The sequence below is a fragment of the Enterococcus sp. 6D12_DIV0197 genome, assembly GCF_002174385.1.
Lineage (GTDB): Bacteria > Bacillota > Bacilli > Lactobacillales > Enterococcaceae > Enterococcus_D > Enterococcus_D casseliflavus.
Genome location: NZ_NIBN01000001.1, coordinates 2,358,104 through 2,376,518, shown reverse-complemented (window position 1 = coordinate 2,376,518; position 18,415 = coordinate 2,358,104). Strand labels below are relative to the sequence as shown.

The window sequence follows — 18,415 nt, the reverse complement described above, 5'->3', positions numbered from 1 at the left end:
TGGCTGGTTATTCATGAGCAAAAAGCGACCGTTCATGAAAGGGCGCTCATTGCTTGGCGCTTCCATGATAAACTACTGCTAGTAGATTTATAGACGTATGATTTATACATAGCAGAAAGTTGGGTTTAGATGAATAGCCAAGAAAAAATCGCAGAATTAACACGTTTACAAAAGGCATTGTTTGTTTCAGGAAAAAATACTTGGGAGACACATGAGCTACCAGCGATCTGTCCATCGATTTTTATGGCAGATGGTCCGCACGGTATTCGTAAACAAATGGGAGAAGCAGATCACCTGGGGCTGAATGAAAGCGTTCCAGCAACTTGTTTTCCGCCGGCGGCAACAATTGCAAACAGCTGGGACTGTGAACTTGCTGCGAAGGTTGGTGAATGTATTGGATCAGAAGCAAAAGCGTTAGAGGTTGATGTCGTTTTGGGTCCAGGTCTGAACATCAAGCGAAATCCTAAAGGCGGGCGCAATTTTGAGTATTTCAGTGAGGACCCTTATTTGGCAGGGAAAATGGCGGCTGCAAATATCAGAGGTATTCAAGAAAACGGGACGATTGCCTGCCCGAAGCATTTTGCTGTCAATAGTCAAGAAACGAGACGAATGGCATCGGATTCCATCGTTGATGAGCGGACATTACGAGAAATGTATTTAACAAATTTTGAAATCGCCGTCACTGAAGGAAAACCTAAAAGTATCATGAGCGCCTATAATATGATCAATGGCATTTACGCCAATGAAAACAAACGCTTATTACAAGAGATTCTCCGAGATGAATGGGGATTTGCTGGCTTTGTTGTCTCCGACTGGGGCGGGGATAATGACCATGTTGAAGGGGTCAGAAATGGCTGTCATTTGGCGATGCCAGGGCAAGGGATCGCTGGCGCACAAGAAATTATTGAAGCAATTGAAAGGAATCGTTTGGCTGAGTCGGAGCTTGATGTACGGGTTGCTGAACTAGCAGCGGTCTTCTCAGAGACGAAGAAGCAATCTGGAACAGATGCGATCGATTGGGCACAGCATCATACAGTCGCAAGAGAAGCAGCCAGAAGCAGCGTGGTTCTGCTTAAAAATGATGACAACTGCTTGCCTTTAAATCCTAAGCAAAAGGTTGGAATTATTGGCGATTTTGCTCAAACACCTCGGTACCAAGGTGCGGGGTCTTCGATGGTAAATGCGAAACAAGTCGAGTCGATTTTAGAAAAGATTGGCGATTATACTCCTGAAATGGCAGGTTATGCACAAGGCTATGTCCGAAAAAGTAGTAGTAAAACAGCAACAGAACAAGCAGCATTGATCGAAGAAGCTGTTTCTTTAGCAGATGACTGTGAGGTTGTGCTGGTCTTTGCCGGACTTGATGAGAGCTATGAAAGTGAAGGGATCGATCGTGAGACGTTGGCGATGCCCGCAAATCAAAATCAGTTGATTGAAAAACTTTGTCAGACGACTGCAAAAGTAATTGTTGTTTTATCTGCGGGAGGGGTTGTTGAAATGCCCTGGCTGGATAAAGCTGCTGGTGTGCTTCATGGCTACTTAGGTGGACAAGCAGGCGCTTCAGCGATGCTTGATGTGATCTTCGGTCGATATAATCCGAGCGGAAAACTAGCAGAAAGTTATCCATATTCCTATGACGATGTTTTGTTCGGTCAAGAATTCCCAGCAACAAGCCGCTTTGCCTATTACAAAGAGCGACTGTTTGTTGGCTATCGCTATTATGACACGTTTAAAAAACCAATTTTGTTTCCGTTTGGCTACGGTCTAAGTTATACGGAATTTGCTTATAGTGGTTTAATCATTGAAGAAAATCAGGTAAAATTTACAATTGAAAATGTTGGAGACAGAGATGGTGAAGAAGTAGTCCAATTGTATGTTGGTTTGAAAGAAAGTCAACTGATGCGACCGAAAAAAGAATTAAAAGGATTCAAAAAAGTAGCCTTAGCCAGTGGTGAAAAACGCACGGTCACATTGCCTTTTGATGATAAGACCTTTCGTGTTTATGACAGCCAACAAAATTGCTGGGCAGTTGAGGCAGGAGAATATACCCTATTTATTGGTGGGAATTGTGAAGAGAGCCAACTTCAAGGCACGCTTTTGATCGATCAGAAAGCCGCCACTTTACGACCAAGAACGGTGAACGAACAAGCTATTTATCCTGAGCGGATCGAACAAGCAACGCTACATGATTTTGCACAGTTTTTGAACCAACCATTACCGCAAGAATCAAGCGATCAGCCATTAGCCAAAAACAGTACTATTGCAGAGTTGCAGCAGGCAAAAAGTCCTCTAGGTCGTTTGGTTTTTCTTGTCTTGAATACCATGAGGAAGCGCAACGAAAAAAAAGGAAAATTGGATCTAAACTTATTATTCATTTGGAACATGCCGTTTCGTGGCATCGCCAAAATGACCAATGGGATGGTCAGCATGGCAATGATCGACCAATTGTTGATTATATGCAACGGGCACTTCTTCAAAGGAAGCTTCGGGCTTTGTCGGGCATTTATCCGCAACAAAAAGCTACAAAGAAAGTATAAGAAACAACTATCGCAGCTTCACTGATGGTTTCATGTTTTTCAAAAGACAAAAATAAATCTGCTGCAACACTTTGGGGAAAGAAGCAAAAAAAGTTAAATGTGGGGAAGGGATCAAGCGTGAAAACTTTAAGTATAATTGTTCCATGCTATAATTCGCAAGATTATATGGAACGCTGTATTGATTCATTATTAGTAGGAGGGGAAACCGTTGAGATCATTATTGTAAATGACGGGTCCCATGATCAAACCGGAGCGATCGCTGAACGCTATCAGCGTTCTTACCCAAAGCAAATCAAAGCAGTCCATCAAGAAAACGGCGGACATGGTCAAGCGATCAATACGGGCTTAGAAGTTGCTAGTGGCACCTTCATCAAAATCGTAGATAGCGACGATTGGGTAGATGAAGAGGCATACCAACAAATTTTGACTTTTTTGACAAGCGATTCACAGGCAAATTCGATCGATATGGTTATCAGCAATTACGTCTATGAAACCCAGTGGAAGAAAAATAAGCGTTGCATCCATTATCAACGCTTCTTGCCAGAAAATAAACCATTCGGCTGGGCGGACGTGCGTTTTCCATTCAGTAAGTACCTATTGATGCACTCAGTGATCTATCGCAAAAGCATATTAGAAAAAGCAAACTTGCAGTTGCCCAAACATACCTTTTATGTAGATAATCTGTATGTCTATGAACCATTGCCGTACGTCAAAAAAATGGTCTACTTAAATGTCGATTTTTATCGCTATTATATTGGTCGATCGGATCAGTCCGTCAATGAAAAAGTGATGATCAGTCGTATCGACCAGCAATTGAAAGTCAATCGGACAATGATCGATTACTATCTTTCACTGGATCAAGCTGGCAAAGAAGTCACTCATTATATGCGACGATATTTAGAAGCAATCACAACTGTTTCAACGATTTTGTTGATCAAAGAAGGGTCGAAAGAAAGTTTGCTAAAGAAAAAGGATCTTTGGAAGTTGATTCGCTCTCGAGATCAGCTGTTGTATTTTCGTTTACGGTTCGGTCTCTTAGGACACGGCGTCCATTTTCCAGGAGCTATCGGGCGAAAAGCTTCCTTAGGCTTTTACCACCTTGCTCAAAAATTTTATGGCTTTAATTGATGCAACTTATATTAGATGAGATCGTTTCAATACTATGGACAAACCTTACGGATAAATGAGGTTTGTCCTTTTTCTTTTTAGAATCATAACCGTTCGTGCAAAAAAGTCGACCATTCGTGAGAAAGCGTTTTTTCGCTTGTTGTGCACGCTATAATTGGTTTCGTAAAGAATTGAGGAAGAAAGAGGGATTCTTTTGGAGATCATAAATTTTAATGAAGGTTGGGTCTGTGGTGTTTTAGGCACAAACAATCAGAAACCTGTTTCCATCCCACATGATGCAATGCGCGAAGAGCCACGAAGCGAATCGAGTTTAGGCGCTGCCAACATCGGCTGGTATGAAGGACTTGATTACCTCTATAAGAAAACATTTTTCGTGCCTGCGGACTACCAAGAAAAAAAAGTCGTTTTTGAATTTGAAGGAGTCTATCGCAACGCCGAAGTGATCATCAACGGAAAAAAGGCTGGTTTTCGTCCATACGGATACACCAACTTTTATGTTGAAGCGGATGCTTTTTTGCATTTTGGATCGGAAAATACTATAGAGGTCATTGCTCGAAATTCCGATCAGCCAAATAGTCGCTGGTATACGGGCACAGGGATTTACCGTCCCGTCAATCTACTCGTTTTACCGAAAAAGCATCTTTTGCTAAATGGCATAAAAATCACTACTGTATCAACAAAACCACCAGTCATTTCATTGACTTTAAAATCCAACAGTAAAGGCGAAGCGCTGTTCTCGATTATCGATGGGGAGGAAGTGATCGCAAGGTCAAATGTCTCGATCGACGGATCAGCACAGATCAACCTACCGCTGCCCAATGCAAAGGCATGGTCACCAGAAGAGCCGAACTTATACCAGTGTCAAATTGAGTATGAAGGCAGTCAGTATCAAACTCGATTCGGCTTACGAACGCTGACATGGGATTCGGAAGCGGGGCTTTTGATTAATGGGGTTCGTCGCATTTTAAAAGGTGCCTGTATACATCATGACAACGGTTTGTTAGGCGCAGCTGCTTTTCCAGATGCCGAAAGACGAAAAGTCAAACTCTTGCAAGAAGCTGGCTATAATGCGATTCGTTCAGCCCATAATCCTTGCTCAAAAGCACTACTTGATGCTTGTGACGAGTTGGGAATGCTGGTCATGGATGAATATGTCGACATGTGGTACACCCATAAAACCCGTTACGATTATGCTAATGATTTTAGTGATTGGTGGCGTCAGGATCTTGCTGACATGGTGGACAAAGATTTTAATCATCCTAGCGTGATCCTCTATTCGACGGGGAATGAAGTCTCGGAAACAGCCGAGCCACGGGGAATCGAGCTGACGAAAGAACTAACGGAACACTTGCATGGGTTGGACCCAACGCGACCGGTAACATGTGGTGTCAACATCTTTTTCAATTATCTAAGCTCACTAGGCTTTGGGGTCTATACTGATGAAAAAGCCCAAAAAGAAAAGAAAAAAGCTGTCGGAAGTGAGTTTTATAATAAGCTGGCTGGTTTGTTGGGCGATAAGACCATGAAGTTGGGGGCAACCCTCAGAGGAAGTGACCGTACGACCTATGAATCATTTGCCAATATGGACATAGCCGGCTACAATTACGGCATTTTACGCTATAAAAAAGACTTGAAAAAATATCCGAAGCGGCTGATTTTAGGGACAGAAACTTTCTGTAAGGATGCTTTTTATTTCTTGGAACTGGCAAAAAAACACCCTCGAATTATTGGAGATTTCGTGTGGGCAGGCATGGACTATATCGGTGAAGCCGGTATTGGTTCGTGGGTTTATGAAGATGCCTATCCTAAAAATGCCAGTCCAGCTGGTTGGTTGACCGCTGGAAGCGGTCGCTTGGATATCACTGGTGCAGCAGGTGGCGAAACCCTTTACACAAAAGTGGCATTCGAAAAAACCACAACGCCCCTTTTAGCGGTGAAGCCTGTTTATCAAAAAGGCAAACATTCACCATCCGCATGGAAATTGACGGATGCGATGCCTTCTTGGACATGGCCGGGCTGCGAAGGTCAGAAAGCCGAAGTCGAAGTCTATGCTCGAGCGGCTCAAATCGCTCTTTATTTGAATGATCAGCTTGTCGTTAAGAAAAAAATGAAAAATGATTGTCGAACCGTCGTCAAGACCACTTATCAAAGTGGCACATTGACCGTTGTTGCTTATGACGAAAATGAGCAAGAAATTGGCCGTAGTTCTTTAGTGACCGCACAAAAAGAAACTCAGTTAACGCTTGAACCTGAAAGTAGTACTGTTTCTCCTCGAGGGCTGGCCTTTATTCGTTTGCGGTATACCGATCGCAACGGCATTTTAAAGCCGATGGAAAACCATGAAGTCGCGGTTTCTGTCAAAGGCGGTAAGCTATTAGGGTTAGGTCATGCTTGTCCTTACAACCCAGAAGGCTATACTGGTTCGAAAACGAAAACCTATTATGGCGAAGCACTAGCGATCGTGCAAGCTGATTCTGAAGCAAACGAAATCGAACTGATGGCAGCTGACGGAAGTAGGTCTGAGCGTACAGCCATTCAGATAAACGAAGTAGTGAAAAAAAGCAATGACACGAAATGAAGGAGGATGTATGCTAGAGATTACGCGTTTTACTGTTGAAGATTTAGAAAAGGAATGCGTCACTGATAAGTCCAATCCTTGTTTTTCCTATACCGTTGCCAGTCAAAGACAAAATACAACGATCAAAAAAGCAGTCTTAACGCTGGGGGAATGGACGTGTGATGCGACCAATGGGAATCATCATTATTACGATGGTCCGCCATTGGAGCCTTTCTCCGCCTATACCGTCCATTTGACAGTAGAAGATGATCAAGGGAATCAAGCAGCAGCCGGTTGCGATTTTGAGACGGGGAAGATGGACGGTTCATTTTCAGCATCATGGATCACCAATGGAAGTTATCGTTTTACGGAGAAGAAAGCATCGCCAAAACCGATGTACTTCAAACATACCTTTTCCTGTCAAAAGTCAGTTGTCAAGGCACGAATTTATGCCACAGCGTTAGGGATCTATGAGATGACCCTGAATGGAGAAAAAATTGGTCGCGACTATTTTGCTCCAGGTTTCACCTCTTATAAACATCAGTTGCAGTATCAAACGTATGACATCACAAAACAGTTGGCAAAGAGCAACGAAATGGAAGTTGTCGTGGCAGGAGGATGGGCTTCTGGTGCCTTTACCTACGCACGACGCAACCGCGTCTATGCCAAAAGACAAGCCTTTTTAGCGGAGGTTCACATTGAATACAGTGATGGGTCTTTTGAGAAGATCGTTACTGATACAAACTGGCAAACAGCAATGGAGGGTCCGTTAAAAGAGGCGGAATTTTACAACGGCGAAATTTACGATGCACGGTTCCATGAAACGCAACGCTCGTGGCAACCAGCTTCCCTTGAAACAGTCAAAATCAAGCCGCGGATCATTGCCCAAATTGGTGTACCTGTGCGAGAGCATGAGGTTTTTGAGCCAAAGTCAATGACACGATCACCGAGTGGAAAATGGCTCTATGACATGGGGCAAAATTTTGCCGGTATTGTCAAGCTGACCATTCAAGGAAATGAAGGTCAGAAACTAACGATCAGACATGCTGAAATTTTGATGGATGGCGAACTGTTTACCGAACCGCTCAGGACTGCGAAGCAAGCAATTATTTACACCTGCAAGGAGGGAAAGCAAGTCTATCAGCCACGGTTGACCTACATGGGCTTTCGCTATCTGAGTGTCGAAGGAATCGATCCAGAAGCAATCATCATTGAAGGAATCGCTTTGTATTCTGACGTAAGGGAAACCGGCTCTTTTACTTGTTCTAATCCTCAGTTGAATCAGCTGCAAAGTAACATTTTATGGGGAGCAAAATCTAATTTTGTCGATATTCCCACCGATTGCCCACAACGAGATGAACGAATGGGCTGGACCGGAGATATTGCTTTGTTTGCTCGAACGGCTTCTAATAACTTTGATATGCGCCGTTTTTATGAGAAGTGGCTCCAAGATGTCCGATCAGAACAGAGAAAAAGTGGCGGTATTCCGGTGACCGTGCCGCTGGTGGTCGTGCCCTTTCAATGGGAGATCATGATCCCAATGGCTGTTGACCACTGGGGAGATGCGGTGATATTGGTTCCATGGGCGGAATACCTGAGTAGCGGCGATCCTGAAGTTCTGCGCACCACTTACCATGCGATGAAGAAATACCATAAAGCGTGTCTGTTTTGGGCGCAACTGTTTTCCTTTGGCAAGCACCGAAGAATCTGGCGTTTGCTGCATCATTATGGCGATTGGGTCGCTCCTGAAGGCAAACTTTGGACGTGGATGCTGCGGGGCAAATGGACAGGCACGGCTAGCCTTGCCAACACTAGCAATCTTTTAGCACAAATTGCAACGATCTTGGGCTATTCTGAAGATAGTACGTACTATCAGAAAATTTTTCATGAAACATCCACCGCTTATCGTCAATTACTGATGGACAAAGATGGCCGTGTGAAAAAAGAATTTCAAACGGCGTACGTCTTACCGCTGTATTATCAAATGCTTACAGAGACAGATGCGAAAAAAGCGGCAGCCAATCTGGCACGTTTGGTACGAGAAAACGAGTATCATATCGGCACCGGTTTTCCCGGTACCCCGTATATTTTGTTTGCGTTGGCGGATAATGGGTATGTAGAAGAAGCCTATCGAATGCTTTTAACAGATACCTGCCCATCTTGGCTTTTTCAAGTAAAAGCTGGCGGCACGACGATTTGGGAACGCTGGGATGCCTTGAGAGAAGACGGTACTAGTAATACGGGTGCCGATGATGGAACCAATGGAATGGTTTCCTTCAATCATTATGCCAGCGGGGCAGTCGGTGACTTTTTCTACCGGCGGATCGCCGGGATCGAACCGATCAAAGGCGGCTATCAAGTGTTCACTGTGCGACCGATCATTGGTGGTGATCTGACCTTTGCCAAGACGAAAGTAAGGTGTAGTTATGGCGAAATTATCAGCAATTGGCAGATCGCTGATGGTTACTTTTCGATTGAAGTGCAGGTACCTATTGGGACGACCGCTCATTTACAAATGCCTAGTGGTCAGCGCCATCAGTTGACCAACGGAAAGTATCAATTTTCAGAAGCAATAGGAGGAAGCAGCGCATGAAAGTCAAAACACTTTTTGAATCGCCCGCCTTCAAGACCAAAATCACCACCGCAAAAGTCGAAAAGAAAGAAGTTTTTCTAGGATATTTTATTGGGCCTTTTTTGGCATTGCTTTCCAATGCGATCTTCGGTGCCTATTTGAACCGTTATTATTCCGATGTGATTGGTTGGACAGATACAAATCAGTTCGGGCATTTTTCAGCCTTATTACCATTAATCTCAGTGGTCTTTGTCATTTTGGGTAACTTATTCGTTGGTCGATTGATCGATAATACGCGAACCAGCCAGGGAAAAGCTCGACCGTATATGTTGATTTCTGCACCGTTATTGGTGATAGCGATCGTATTTCTATTCATTACACCAACGAACGCATCCCCGACGTTACAGATGATCTGGCTGGCGTTTTCCTATAATTTTTATTACGCCGTAGCCTATCCATTCTTTTACACAGCACATAGTTCCATGGTCGCCTTATCCACACGAGATAGTAATCAGCGCGGCAAATTAGCGACATTTTCTAATGCCTCGGGTGTAGCGGCTGTCGGGTTAGGCGGAAGTATCTTAGTGCCGATCTTGTTACAAAGCTATCTTTTCGTTTCGACGGAGGGTGTGATCGATCGAGCAGCTAGCTATAACAACTGGCGCGTGATGATGATCTTTTTATGTGTCACGACGTTTCTAGCCATTTTCTTAGAGTATTACTTTACCCGAGAACGAATCACTGAAGAAAACGCCAAACTAGCGATCAAAGAAGAGAAGATTTCTTTGAAAAAGCAGTTCTCCGCCTGTATTTCGGATAAGTATTGGTGGTTGATCATCTCTTATTTCTTCTTGTTCCAGTTCGGTGGGCTCGTAAAAAACGGATCGATGGGGTATTACGCTCGCTGGATGTTTAGTTCCGTGGTCGACGAAGCCTCTGCCGGTGTCGCAATGGGCTCACTAGGTTTGATCGCTGGTTTACCGACCGCAATTGGGATGTTGGTGGCATGGCCGCTAGCAAACAAACTGGGTAAACGCAATTCCGTTTTGCTAGGGATCGTTTTTGCTGTGGTAGGCGGCCTGATCAGTTTTATTGATGTCCATGATTTCACAACGGTTGCCATCGGTTTAGTTTTAAAAGGGATCGGTGCTGTGCCTGCGATGTTTGTGACACTAGCGCTACTTTCAGATGTGCTGGATCACTTAGAAGCCAAAAATGGCTTTCGTAGCGATGGGTTTACGATGTCTGTTTACGGTTCGATCATGGTAGGTCTGACAGGGGTTGGGAATGCCTTAGTCAACAGTTTGCTGACGCTCAGCGGCTATGACCCGACTGCTATCACCCAAAACGCACAAGTTTCGTCCGTTCTTGTTTGGGCATTTTTAGGGTTTGAGCTGATTTGTTATGCGGGTATCGCGATCTTGCTCCTTTTTCTAACCGTAGAAAAGCACACGAAAGAAGATCAGGCGCTGATCTTAGCTAGTCAGAAGGAAAAGGTTCTCCAATCTGGCGGAGAATGGATCGATCCCCAAGAACGATTGATTTTAGAAGAACAACGGGCAAAACAATCGCAAGAAGCGATGAAAACCTAAAGGAGGGAGTAGATAAGAAAATACCATTCAAGAAACGTATCCAGTGGGAAAACATGAGTTGAAAAAAAGGAGGAAATCTACATGAATCAAAATCTATCACGACTATGCAGAGGGATGACTGCACTGTCATTATCGATGTCAGGTGCTTTGATGGGCTTGACCGGCGTTGCGGATCAGTGGCGCCCGATCATTGATGGTGCCCTTGGGACTTCAAGTACCAAAATCATCAATGATGACAAATTCACTTCTGATTACGAAACTAGTGCGGAGCTGATCCAAGCACATCGTGACCTGGGTGAACGAATGTCAGCAGAAGGGACCGTTTTATTAAAAAATCAAAATCAAGCGTTGCCCCTAGCGGAAACAGAGAATCGGGTCACCTTGTTGGGGATGGGGAGTGCTTATCCATTTTTAGGTGGGACAATGGGGAGTACCGTTGTTGGCGATTCCCAAATCAATCTGCAAGAAGCTTTAGAAGAACGGGGATTTGAATTAAATCCTACGATGACGGAGATCTACAATGGTCTGGGGGAGATCCAGACCGGCTCTTTTGAGCGTTTTGGGAATACCGTTCCGATCTACGGACATCGTCCAGCTAATTTTTCAACCCCTTATGAACCATCTGAACCAGCAACAGATCTTTATGAGACGGCGCAAAATGATGATTCCGACTTTACAGAAAGCTTTGCTGAGTATAATGATGCCGCCATTGTGGTGATTTCACGACCAGGCTCTGAGGGCAGTGATTACTATCCTGGAGAAAAAGGCATCGATCAAGAAGTTTATGGTACGGATACGCCGCTAGGTCTAGTTGAAAACGAGAAAGCCTTGATTGAGCTTGCGAAAGAAAACTTCGATCGCGTGATCGTTATGATCAACAGCAGTTCGACGATGGAAATCGACGAGCTGGAAAAAGACGATGCCATCGATGCTATTTTGTACGTTGGGTTCCCTGGTGCTTATGGCTTCTTAGGTGTTGCCGATATTTTGACGGGAGCAGTCAATCCTTCAGGACGCTTGACGGACACCTATGCTGTTGCAACTGCGAATTCCCCTGCGATGCAGAATTTTGGTAAAATTGAGTTGGATGATCTATCTCAAATTCGTTTTGAGGAATCCTTGATGGGGGAACTGCCAGCAACTTCTCCTTTAGGAAGCTTTGGTGGGGATGCGTCATTAGCTGCCGACCACTACTTGATCCAAGCCGAAGGAATTTATACCGGTTATAAATATTATGAAACCCGCTATTATGATACAGTGGTCGGTGCTGGACAAGCCGATAGCAACGTCGGTGCGATCGATGGGGTAGACGTTTGGGATTATGCCAATGAAGTGACCTATGATTTTGGGTTTGGTCTTTCTTATACGACCTTTGACCAGCGTTTAGATGCGATCGATATCGACGAAGAAAACAATAAAGTAACTGCGACAGTGACTGTTACCAATACAGGAAATGTAAGCGGTAAATTTGCTAGTCAGCTATACTTTAATGCGCCATACACGGACTATAATCGTGAGCAAAACATTGAAAAGGCAGCTGTCAATCTCATCGGATTTGAGAAAACAGAGCTATTAGAGCCTTCTGAATCGCAAACAGTTACGATCGAAGTTGACATGAAATATATGGCTAGCTGGGATTCGACAGCGAAAGACGGATTAGGCGGGTATATTTTAGATGGCGGCGATTATTATTTTGCTGTTGGTGATGGAGCACACGAAGCCGTCAATGCAGTATTGGCAGCTAAAGGGCATGATACCGATGGAAATGAAGCTCAGGTAGTGAGTGTGGCGATCGGTGAAGAAGGAACCGTTGACGAAGAAACATTTGCTTATTCTGAAAATGGCACAGCGATCGTGAATCAGCTGGAAGATGCCGACATCAACTACTACAAACCAGACTATGCCACCTATCTTACTCGACAAGATTGGGCAGGAACTTTTCCTCGAACCTATGACGATTTGACGATCGACGGTGACAAAGTGGAAGAATGGGTCCAAAACCTTGCGAATGAAAACTATCAATTTACGGAAAATGGGGAAGCCAATGTAGATGGAATCGAAGACCCATTGATGTTTTCTGATATGGCAGGGGTTACTGACATTGATGATATTCGTTGGGATCAGCTAGTTAATCAGATTCCTTTAGACATCTTGATACCGCGAATCGCTAAAGGTGGAAGTACGAGTGATGTCATTGAAGAAATCAATTCGCCACTCGTTTATCAAAATGACGGTCCGAATGGTTTCGGCACAACGCTAAGTGGTCGAGGGTTAAATGAAGAGGATGAAAATGCAGATTACCATCTAGGAACGATGGCAAATGCTACGATCATCGGCAGCACCTTTAGTCATGAGCTGGCAGAAGAATGGGGCAACTTACTTGGTAATGACGGTCTATGGAGTGGGAATTACTTGATTTGGGGCACAGCAGCTAATATTCATCGGACCCCTTACAACGGAAGAAACCATGAATACTATTCTGAAGACCCAATGTTGTCTAATTATATGTCGGCAAATACAGTCAAAGGTGCCTTGGACTACGGAATCATTATTGGTCCAAAACATCTGGCATTTAATGATCAAGAAACACAACGAAGTGGCATCGCGCCTTATATGACGGAGCAAAAAGCCCGTGAAGGTGATTTACGTGCCTTCCAAGGATCATTTGAAGATGCCGGCGCGTTAGGCGCAATGGTGACCTTCAGCCGGATCGGTGCAACGAACGGGAATAATTCTGTCCCAATGTTGATCAATATTTTACGAGAAGAGTGGGGCTTCAATGGCTTACTGACGACAGATATGGTCAACAACAACGGCTACTTCCGTCCAGAATCCATTATTATGGCAGGCGTTACGATGATGGCAGATTTTGCCTCAAATGAGACGATGGCGAATGTCTTAGAGGCTTGGCCTTATCTGACCGTTGATTTGGCAGCCCAAGATGCGCAATTTGTTGAACAAGCGAGAGAAAACATGAAGTATCAATTATATGCCTATGCCCAAAGTGCCGCCCAAAATGTTCAGACGATCCGAATTACACCATGGTGGGAGACAGCCATGACCGTCGGAATCTATGGCGGCCTTGCAGTAGCAGTTATTAGCTTTAGTGGCTATGTCTTTATTTCAATGAAGAAGAAGGGAGCGGAACAATGATGACAATGTTAAAGAAACAAAAAATCAGTTTGTATATCTATCTGCTGGTTTTCGTCCTCACGACGAGTTTGGTCTTCTTGTATATCTCCAACGTTAATAAAGCGTATTATCAAGACATGCAAGTCAATGTTCTGTATTTGTTAGCAGCAGCGCTAGTATTCCTGCTTTTGACGATTGGGCTATCCTTTTATGCAAAAACCAAATCACTGTTAATGGCAGCTGATATCAGCCGTATCGTAGCTAGTTTATTGATTATCTTAGGTGGTGTGCACTTCATCAGCATGCGACTTGAATCCTTTGGCTATATTTTCGGTTCTAACCTTGAAATGAACAATGAAGCGGCGTTCGATGCTGGCTCTCAAGCCATCATGATCATTGTTATCTTCGTAGCCACTTGGTTGATCTCTGTCATCGCAGCCTTTTTCGATGTTGGACAGAAGAAAACAGTTACCTAGTAAAGCGATAAAAATAAAGCATAGAGAAGACGTGAAAGCGCTCGTTCTCTATGCTTTTCCTGCGTAAAAATAATCGCTTCATAAATAACAAATTATGTTAAAATAAAATAAGAAAAACGACGAAAAAAACGCTTTACTTTTTTAAAGAAGGGAGATTAAACACTATGACTATAAAAAAACGCAGCGGGCTGGTGAGCGCATGATCCGTGTTGGAATCGTGGAAGATCAAGAAGAATATCGGCAACAGCTCTTGTCATATTTACAGACATTTCAAGAAAAAGAAGGAGTCGTTTTTCAAGTAGAAACCTTTCATGATGGGTATGATTTCGTAGAACGTTATGACTCGGAATTTGATTTGCTGCTGATGGATATCCATCTACCATTGATCGATGGAATGTCAGCGATCGAGGAAATTCGCAAGCGGGATTCTGATGTCTTCGTCATTTTTATTACCAGTACGGCGCAATATGCAGTCAAAGGCTATGATGTCAATGCAATTGGCTATATCCTTAAACCCTTTAATTATTATTCGTTGTCGGAGTATTTAAAAAAAACAATCAAGCGACTGAAGATGAAAGAAGACAGTTTTCTGCGTATCAAAGCCGGACAGAATTATTATCGCGTCAATCAAGATGCGATTCAGTACGTGGAAAGCCAAGGACATAAATTGATTTTTAAATTAACTGATCAAGAATTGGAATCGATCGGTGTCATGCGGGAATTGGAGCAGCAGTTACAACCGGATCGTTTTTTGAGAATCCATCGCGGGTTTATTGTCAATCTGAGGCATATCACGGGTATTAATCATTCGACTGTGATCGTTGGAGAAGCAGAGTTGCCTATCAGCCGAGGAAAACGCAAATTGATCATGGATACACTGGCGAAACAATGGCATGTCTAAATGACTATTAGATGAGGTGAAGCAATTTTGTCCCCGTATCAACTATCAGAAACTCCAGGTATTTTTTATGCGATCGCTTATTGGATGAGTACCTTACTTTTCGTATTACTGACGAAAACAGAGAAGCTAACCAAGAAAAAAATTGGACGGGTTTTTGTATTCCTTTTGATCTTGTATCTGCATATGGAAATCATTAATTCCGATGTCTCACAAGTCTATTTTATTCCGATCATTATCATTTCAGCACTTATAATGTTTCTATTTCTTTTTACCACTGCTGAGATTCCGTGGAAAAATGCCTTGTATTTCACTGCAAGGGCATTTATCGTAGGTGAATTTGCTGCATCACTCACGTATCAAATCTACTATTTTCTTGTATTGGATTTCAAAGTTTCCTTCGATTATATCGGAACCTATGCGTTTATTTTTTTGGGATGCAGTATGCTGTTAGGCCTTTTGTACAAATTGGAAAAACGATTTGTGATCGAAAGTGCCGAACAAGTAATCACCTATCGAGAAATCGCTTCGGTGATGATTATCGTGATCGTGGTATTCACCATGAGCAATATCAGCTATGTGTATCAAAATACGCCTTTTAGTGGGAGTATGGCTAGAGATATTTTTAATATTCGAACGATGGTGGATTTTGGGGGAGTGGCGCTGCTATTTGCCTACCACGTTCAATTGAATGAAATGAAACAAAAGTTTGAAGTACAGAAGTTAGAAAGCTTGCTAAAAAATCAAATGATCAATTATCAAACCTCGGAAAGAAGCATTGAGATCATCAATCAAAAGTATCACGACCTGAAACATTTGATCAATGTTTTGAAAAATGATCCTCTCTCACAGGAGACACAGGATTATTTGGCTGTCATGGAAAAAGAAATCAACTCGTACGACTTAAGGATGGATACCGGCAATAGTGTGTTAGATATTGTTTTGACAGGAAAACAAATCTTTTGTCAGAAAGAAAAAATTACCTTCACCGTGATTGCAGATGGGGCAAGCCTTTCTTTTATGAATTCAGTGGATATCAGTACGCTTTTCGGTAATATTATCGATAACGCCATTGAAAGTGTCCGCAAAATTACCAAAGAAGATAATCGCTTGATTCAATTGAAAATCAGCCGTAAAGGGGAGATGCTTTTGATCTGCCTAGAAAATCGCTACGAAGAACCCTTGACGTTTGAAAACGGCTTGCCGATCACCACCAAGAAAGACAAACATTTTCATGGGTATGGGTTAAAAAGTGTTCGCGAAACGGTGAATAAATACAAAGGAACGATGGTGATCCAAACAGAAGATGGCTGGTTTGAACTGAAATTGCTGTTTCCCGTTAAGCATTCTATGCCAAAACGAGGATGAATTGGAGCAGATATCGACAAGATGTCTGCTTTTTCTGTAAAAATGAAAACTTTGCACTATATTTCAGAAAGAAATTCTGGTATAATGGCTTGTCGAGTGCAATGTCACCAAAAAAGGAGTTTATAAATTGAATATTAGAAATGATATCCGCAACGTCGCTATTATTGCCCACGTTGACCACGGAAAAACTACATTAGTTGATGAATTATTGAAACAATCCCAAACGTTAGATAGCCATACCCAATTACAAGAACGGGCGATGGATTCAAATGCGATCGAAAAAGAACGTGGCATCACGATCTTAGCGAAAAATACAGCGGTTGAATACAACGGTACAAAAATCAATATCATGGATACCCCAGGACACGCGGACTTCGGTGGTGAAGTAGAGCGGATCATGAAAATGGTCGATGGTGTTGTTTTGGTTGTTGATGCTTATGAAGGAACGATGCCTCAAACACGTTTCGTATTGAAAAAAGCGTTGGAACAACACTTAGTGCCAATCGTAGTTGTCAACAAAATCGACAAACCATCTGCTCGTCCTGAGCATGTCGTCGATGAAGTCTTAGAACTATTTATCGAATTAGGTGCCGACGATGACCAATTGGACTTCCCAGTGATCTACGCTTCTGCGATCAACGGAACTTCAAGTGAATCAGATGATCCTGCTGATCAACAAAAAACGATGGCACCATTGTTTGATACGATCATCGAACATATTCCAGCGCCAATCGACAACAGCGACGAACCATTGCAATTCCAAGTATCATTGCTTGATTACAATGACTACGTTGGACGCATCGGTATTGGCCGTGTCTTCCGCGGATCAATCAAAGTCGGCGACCAAGTTGCATTGATGAAATTAAACGGAGAAGTTAAAAAATTCCGTGTGACGAAACTTTTCGGTTTCTTCGGTTTGAAACGTTTAGAAATCCAAGAAGCCAAAGCCGGTGATTTGATTGCCGTTTCTGGGATGGAAGATATCTTCGTTGGTGAAACTGTTACACCAATCGATCATCAAGATTCATTACCTGTTTTACACATTGATGAACCAACGTTACAAATGACCTTTATCGTGAACAATTCACCATTTGCGGGTCGCGAAGGAAAATTCGTAACCGCTCGTAAAATTGAAGAACGCTTAATGGCGCAATTGCAAACAGACGTTTCATTGCGTGTGGATCCAATCGGACCTGATTCATGGATCGTTTCTGGACGTGGCGAACTTCATTTGTCAATTTTGATCGAAAATATGCGTCGTGAAGGATTTGAATTGCAAGTTTCTCGTCCAGAAGTTATCGAACGCGAAATCGATGGCGTGAAATGCGAACCATTTGAACGGGTGCAAATCGATACCCCAGAAGAATACATGGGATCAGTAATCGAATCATTGGGAATGCGTAAAGCAGAAATGCAAGATATGATCAATACAGGGAATGGACAAGTACGGATCATTTTCTTGGCACCAGCTCGTGGCTTGATCGGTTACACGACAGAATTCCTATCAATGACTCGCGGCTACGGCATCATGCACCACACCTTCGATCAATATTTGCCAATGATCCAAGGACAAATTGGTGGCCGTCATCAAGGCGCACTTGTATCGATCGATACAGGAAAAGCAACGACTTACTCGATCATGAGTATTGAAGAACGTGGAACGGTCTTCGTTGAACCAGGTACCGAAGTGTACGAAGGAATGATCATTGGTGAAAACTCTCGTGACAAAGACTTAACGGTCAATATCACGAAAGCAAAACAAATGACCAACGTCCGTTCTGCAAACAAAGACCAAACCTCAGTTATCAAGAAACCTCGTATTCTTTCTTTGGAAGAATCACTGGAATTCTTGAATGATGATGAATACTGTGAAGTAACACCAGAAAGCATTCGTTTAAGAAAACAAATCTTGAACAAGAGCGAACGGGAAAAATCACAGAAAAAGAAAAATAACTGATAACTAAAACAGTGATCAAAAGTTTTAAACACTTCTGATCTGTTCGATTTTCCGAAGGATGGAAAAGGGATTGCTCCTGTGTTGCAGCGGCTCTTCGCCGCAGGACCCAGAAAAAGCAATCAGCCGATTTCCCTCCTTCGGTTCTTTTTTGCTCGAAGTCAAGTTGAACCGTTAGAATAAGCACCGCTTGCAATTTCG

Annotated in this window: 10 protein-coding genes; all 10 read left to right on the top strand. The window is 43.1% G+C overall.

Annotated elements, in window-relative coordinates; all coding sequences use genetic code 11:
• Window positions 1-129: 129 nt before the first annotated feature.
• Window positions 130-2,562 carry a glycoside hydrolase family 3 C-terminal domain-containing protein gene (locus tag A5867_RS11025; protein WP_087627610.1) on the top strand — a complete coding sequence of 811 codons (2,433 nt, stop codon included), beginning with the start codon at window positions 130-132 and terminating at the stop codon, window positions 2,560-2,562.
• A gap of 92 nt (window positions 2,563-2,654) precedes the next feature.
• Window positions 2,655-3,665: a glycosyltransferase gene (locus tag A5867_RS11020; protein WP_087628174.1), complete on the top strand. Its 1,011-nt coding sequence runs from the start codon at window positions 2,655-2,657 to the stop codon at window positions 3,663-3,665.
• Between the two features lie 193 nt (window positions 3,666-3,858).
• Window positions 3,859-6,243 carry a glycoside hydrolase family 2 TIM barrel-domain containing protein gene (locus A5867_RS11015; RefSeq protein ID WP_087627609.1) on the top strand — a complete coding sequence of 795 codons (2,385 nt, stop codon included), beginning with the start codon at window positions 3,859-3,861 and terminating at the stop codon, window positions 6,241-6,243.
• Window positions 6,244-6,253: 10 nt separating this feature from the next.
• On the top strand, window positions 6,254-8,815 hold the full coding sequence (locus A5867_RS11010) for an alpha-L-rhamnosidase (RefSeq protein ID WP_249270048.1): 2,562 nt from the start codon (window positions 6,254-6,256) through the stop codon (window positions 8,813-8,815).
• Complete coding sequence (locus A5867_RS11005; protein WP_087627607.1) at window positions 8,812-10,386, top strand: MFS transporter; 1,575 nt, start codon at window positions 8,812-8,814, stop codon at window positions 10,384-10,386. The genes A5867_RS11010 and A5867_RS11005 overlap by 4 nt, the downstream gene beginning before the upstream one ends.
• Window positions 10,387-10,467: 81 nt before the next feature.
• Window positions 10,468-13,539 carry a glycoside hydrolase family 3 protein gene (locus A5867_RS11000; RefSeq protein ID WP_249270047.1) on the top strand — a complete coding sequence of 1,024 codons (3,072 nt, stop codon included), beginning with the start codon at window positions 10,468-10,470 and terminating at the stop codon, window positions 13,537-13,539.
• Entirely contained in the window at window positions 13,536-13,994 is a 459-nt protein-coding gene (locus A5867_RS10995; RefSeq protein WP_087627606.1) for a hypothetical protein, read from the top strand. The genes A5867_RS11000 and A5867_RS10995 overlap by 4 nt, the downstream gene beginning before the upstream one ends.
• Before the next feature lie 199 nt (window positions 13,995-14,193).
• Window positions 14,194-14,895, top strand: a complete 702-nt coding sequence (locus A5867_RS10990; RefSeq protein WP_087627605.1) for a LytTR family DNA-binding domain-containing protein — start codon at window positions 14,194-14,196, stop codon at window positions 14,893-14,895.
• Between the two features lie 27 nt (window positions 14,896-14,922).
• Window positions 14,923-16,260 (top strand): sensor histidine kinase, encoded by a 1,338-nt coding sequence (locus tag A5867_RS10985; protein ID WP_087627604.1) that lies wholly within the window; start codon window positions 14,923-14,925, stop codon window positions 16,258-16,260.
• A 127-nt stretch (window positions 16,261-16,387) separates the two neighbouring features.
• Complete coding sequence (gene typA, locus A5867_RS10975; RefSeq protein WP_005236363.1) at window positions 16,388-18,217, top strand: translational GTPase TypA; 1,830 nt, start codon at window positions 16,388-16,390, stop codon at window positions 18,215-18,217.
• The last annotated feature ends 198 nt before the right edge of the window (window positions 18,218-18,415 follow it).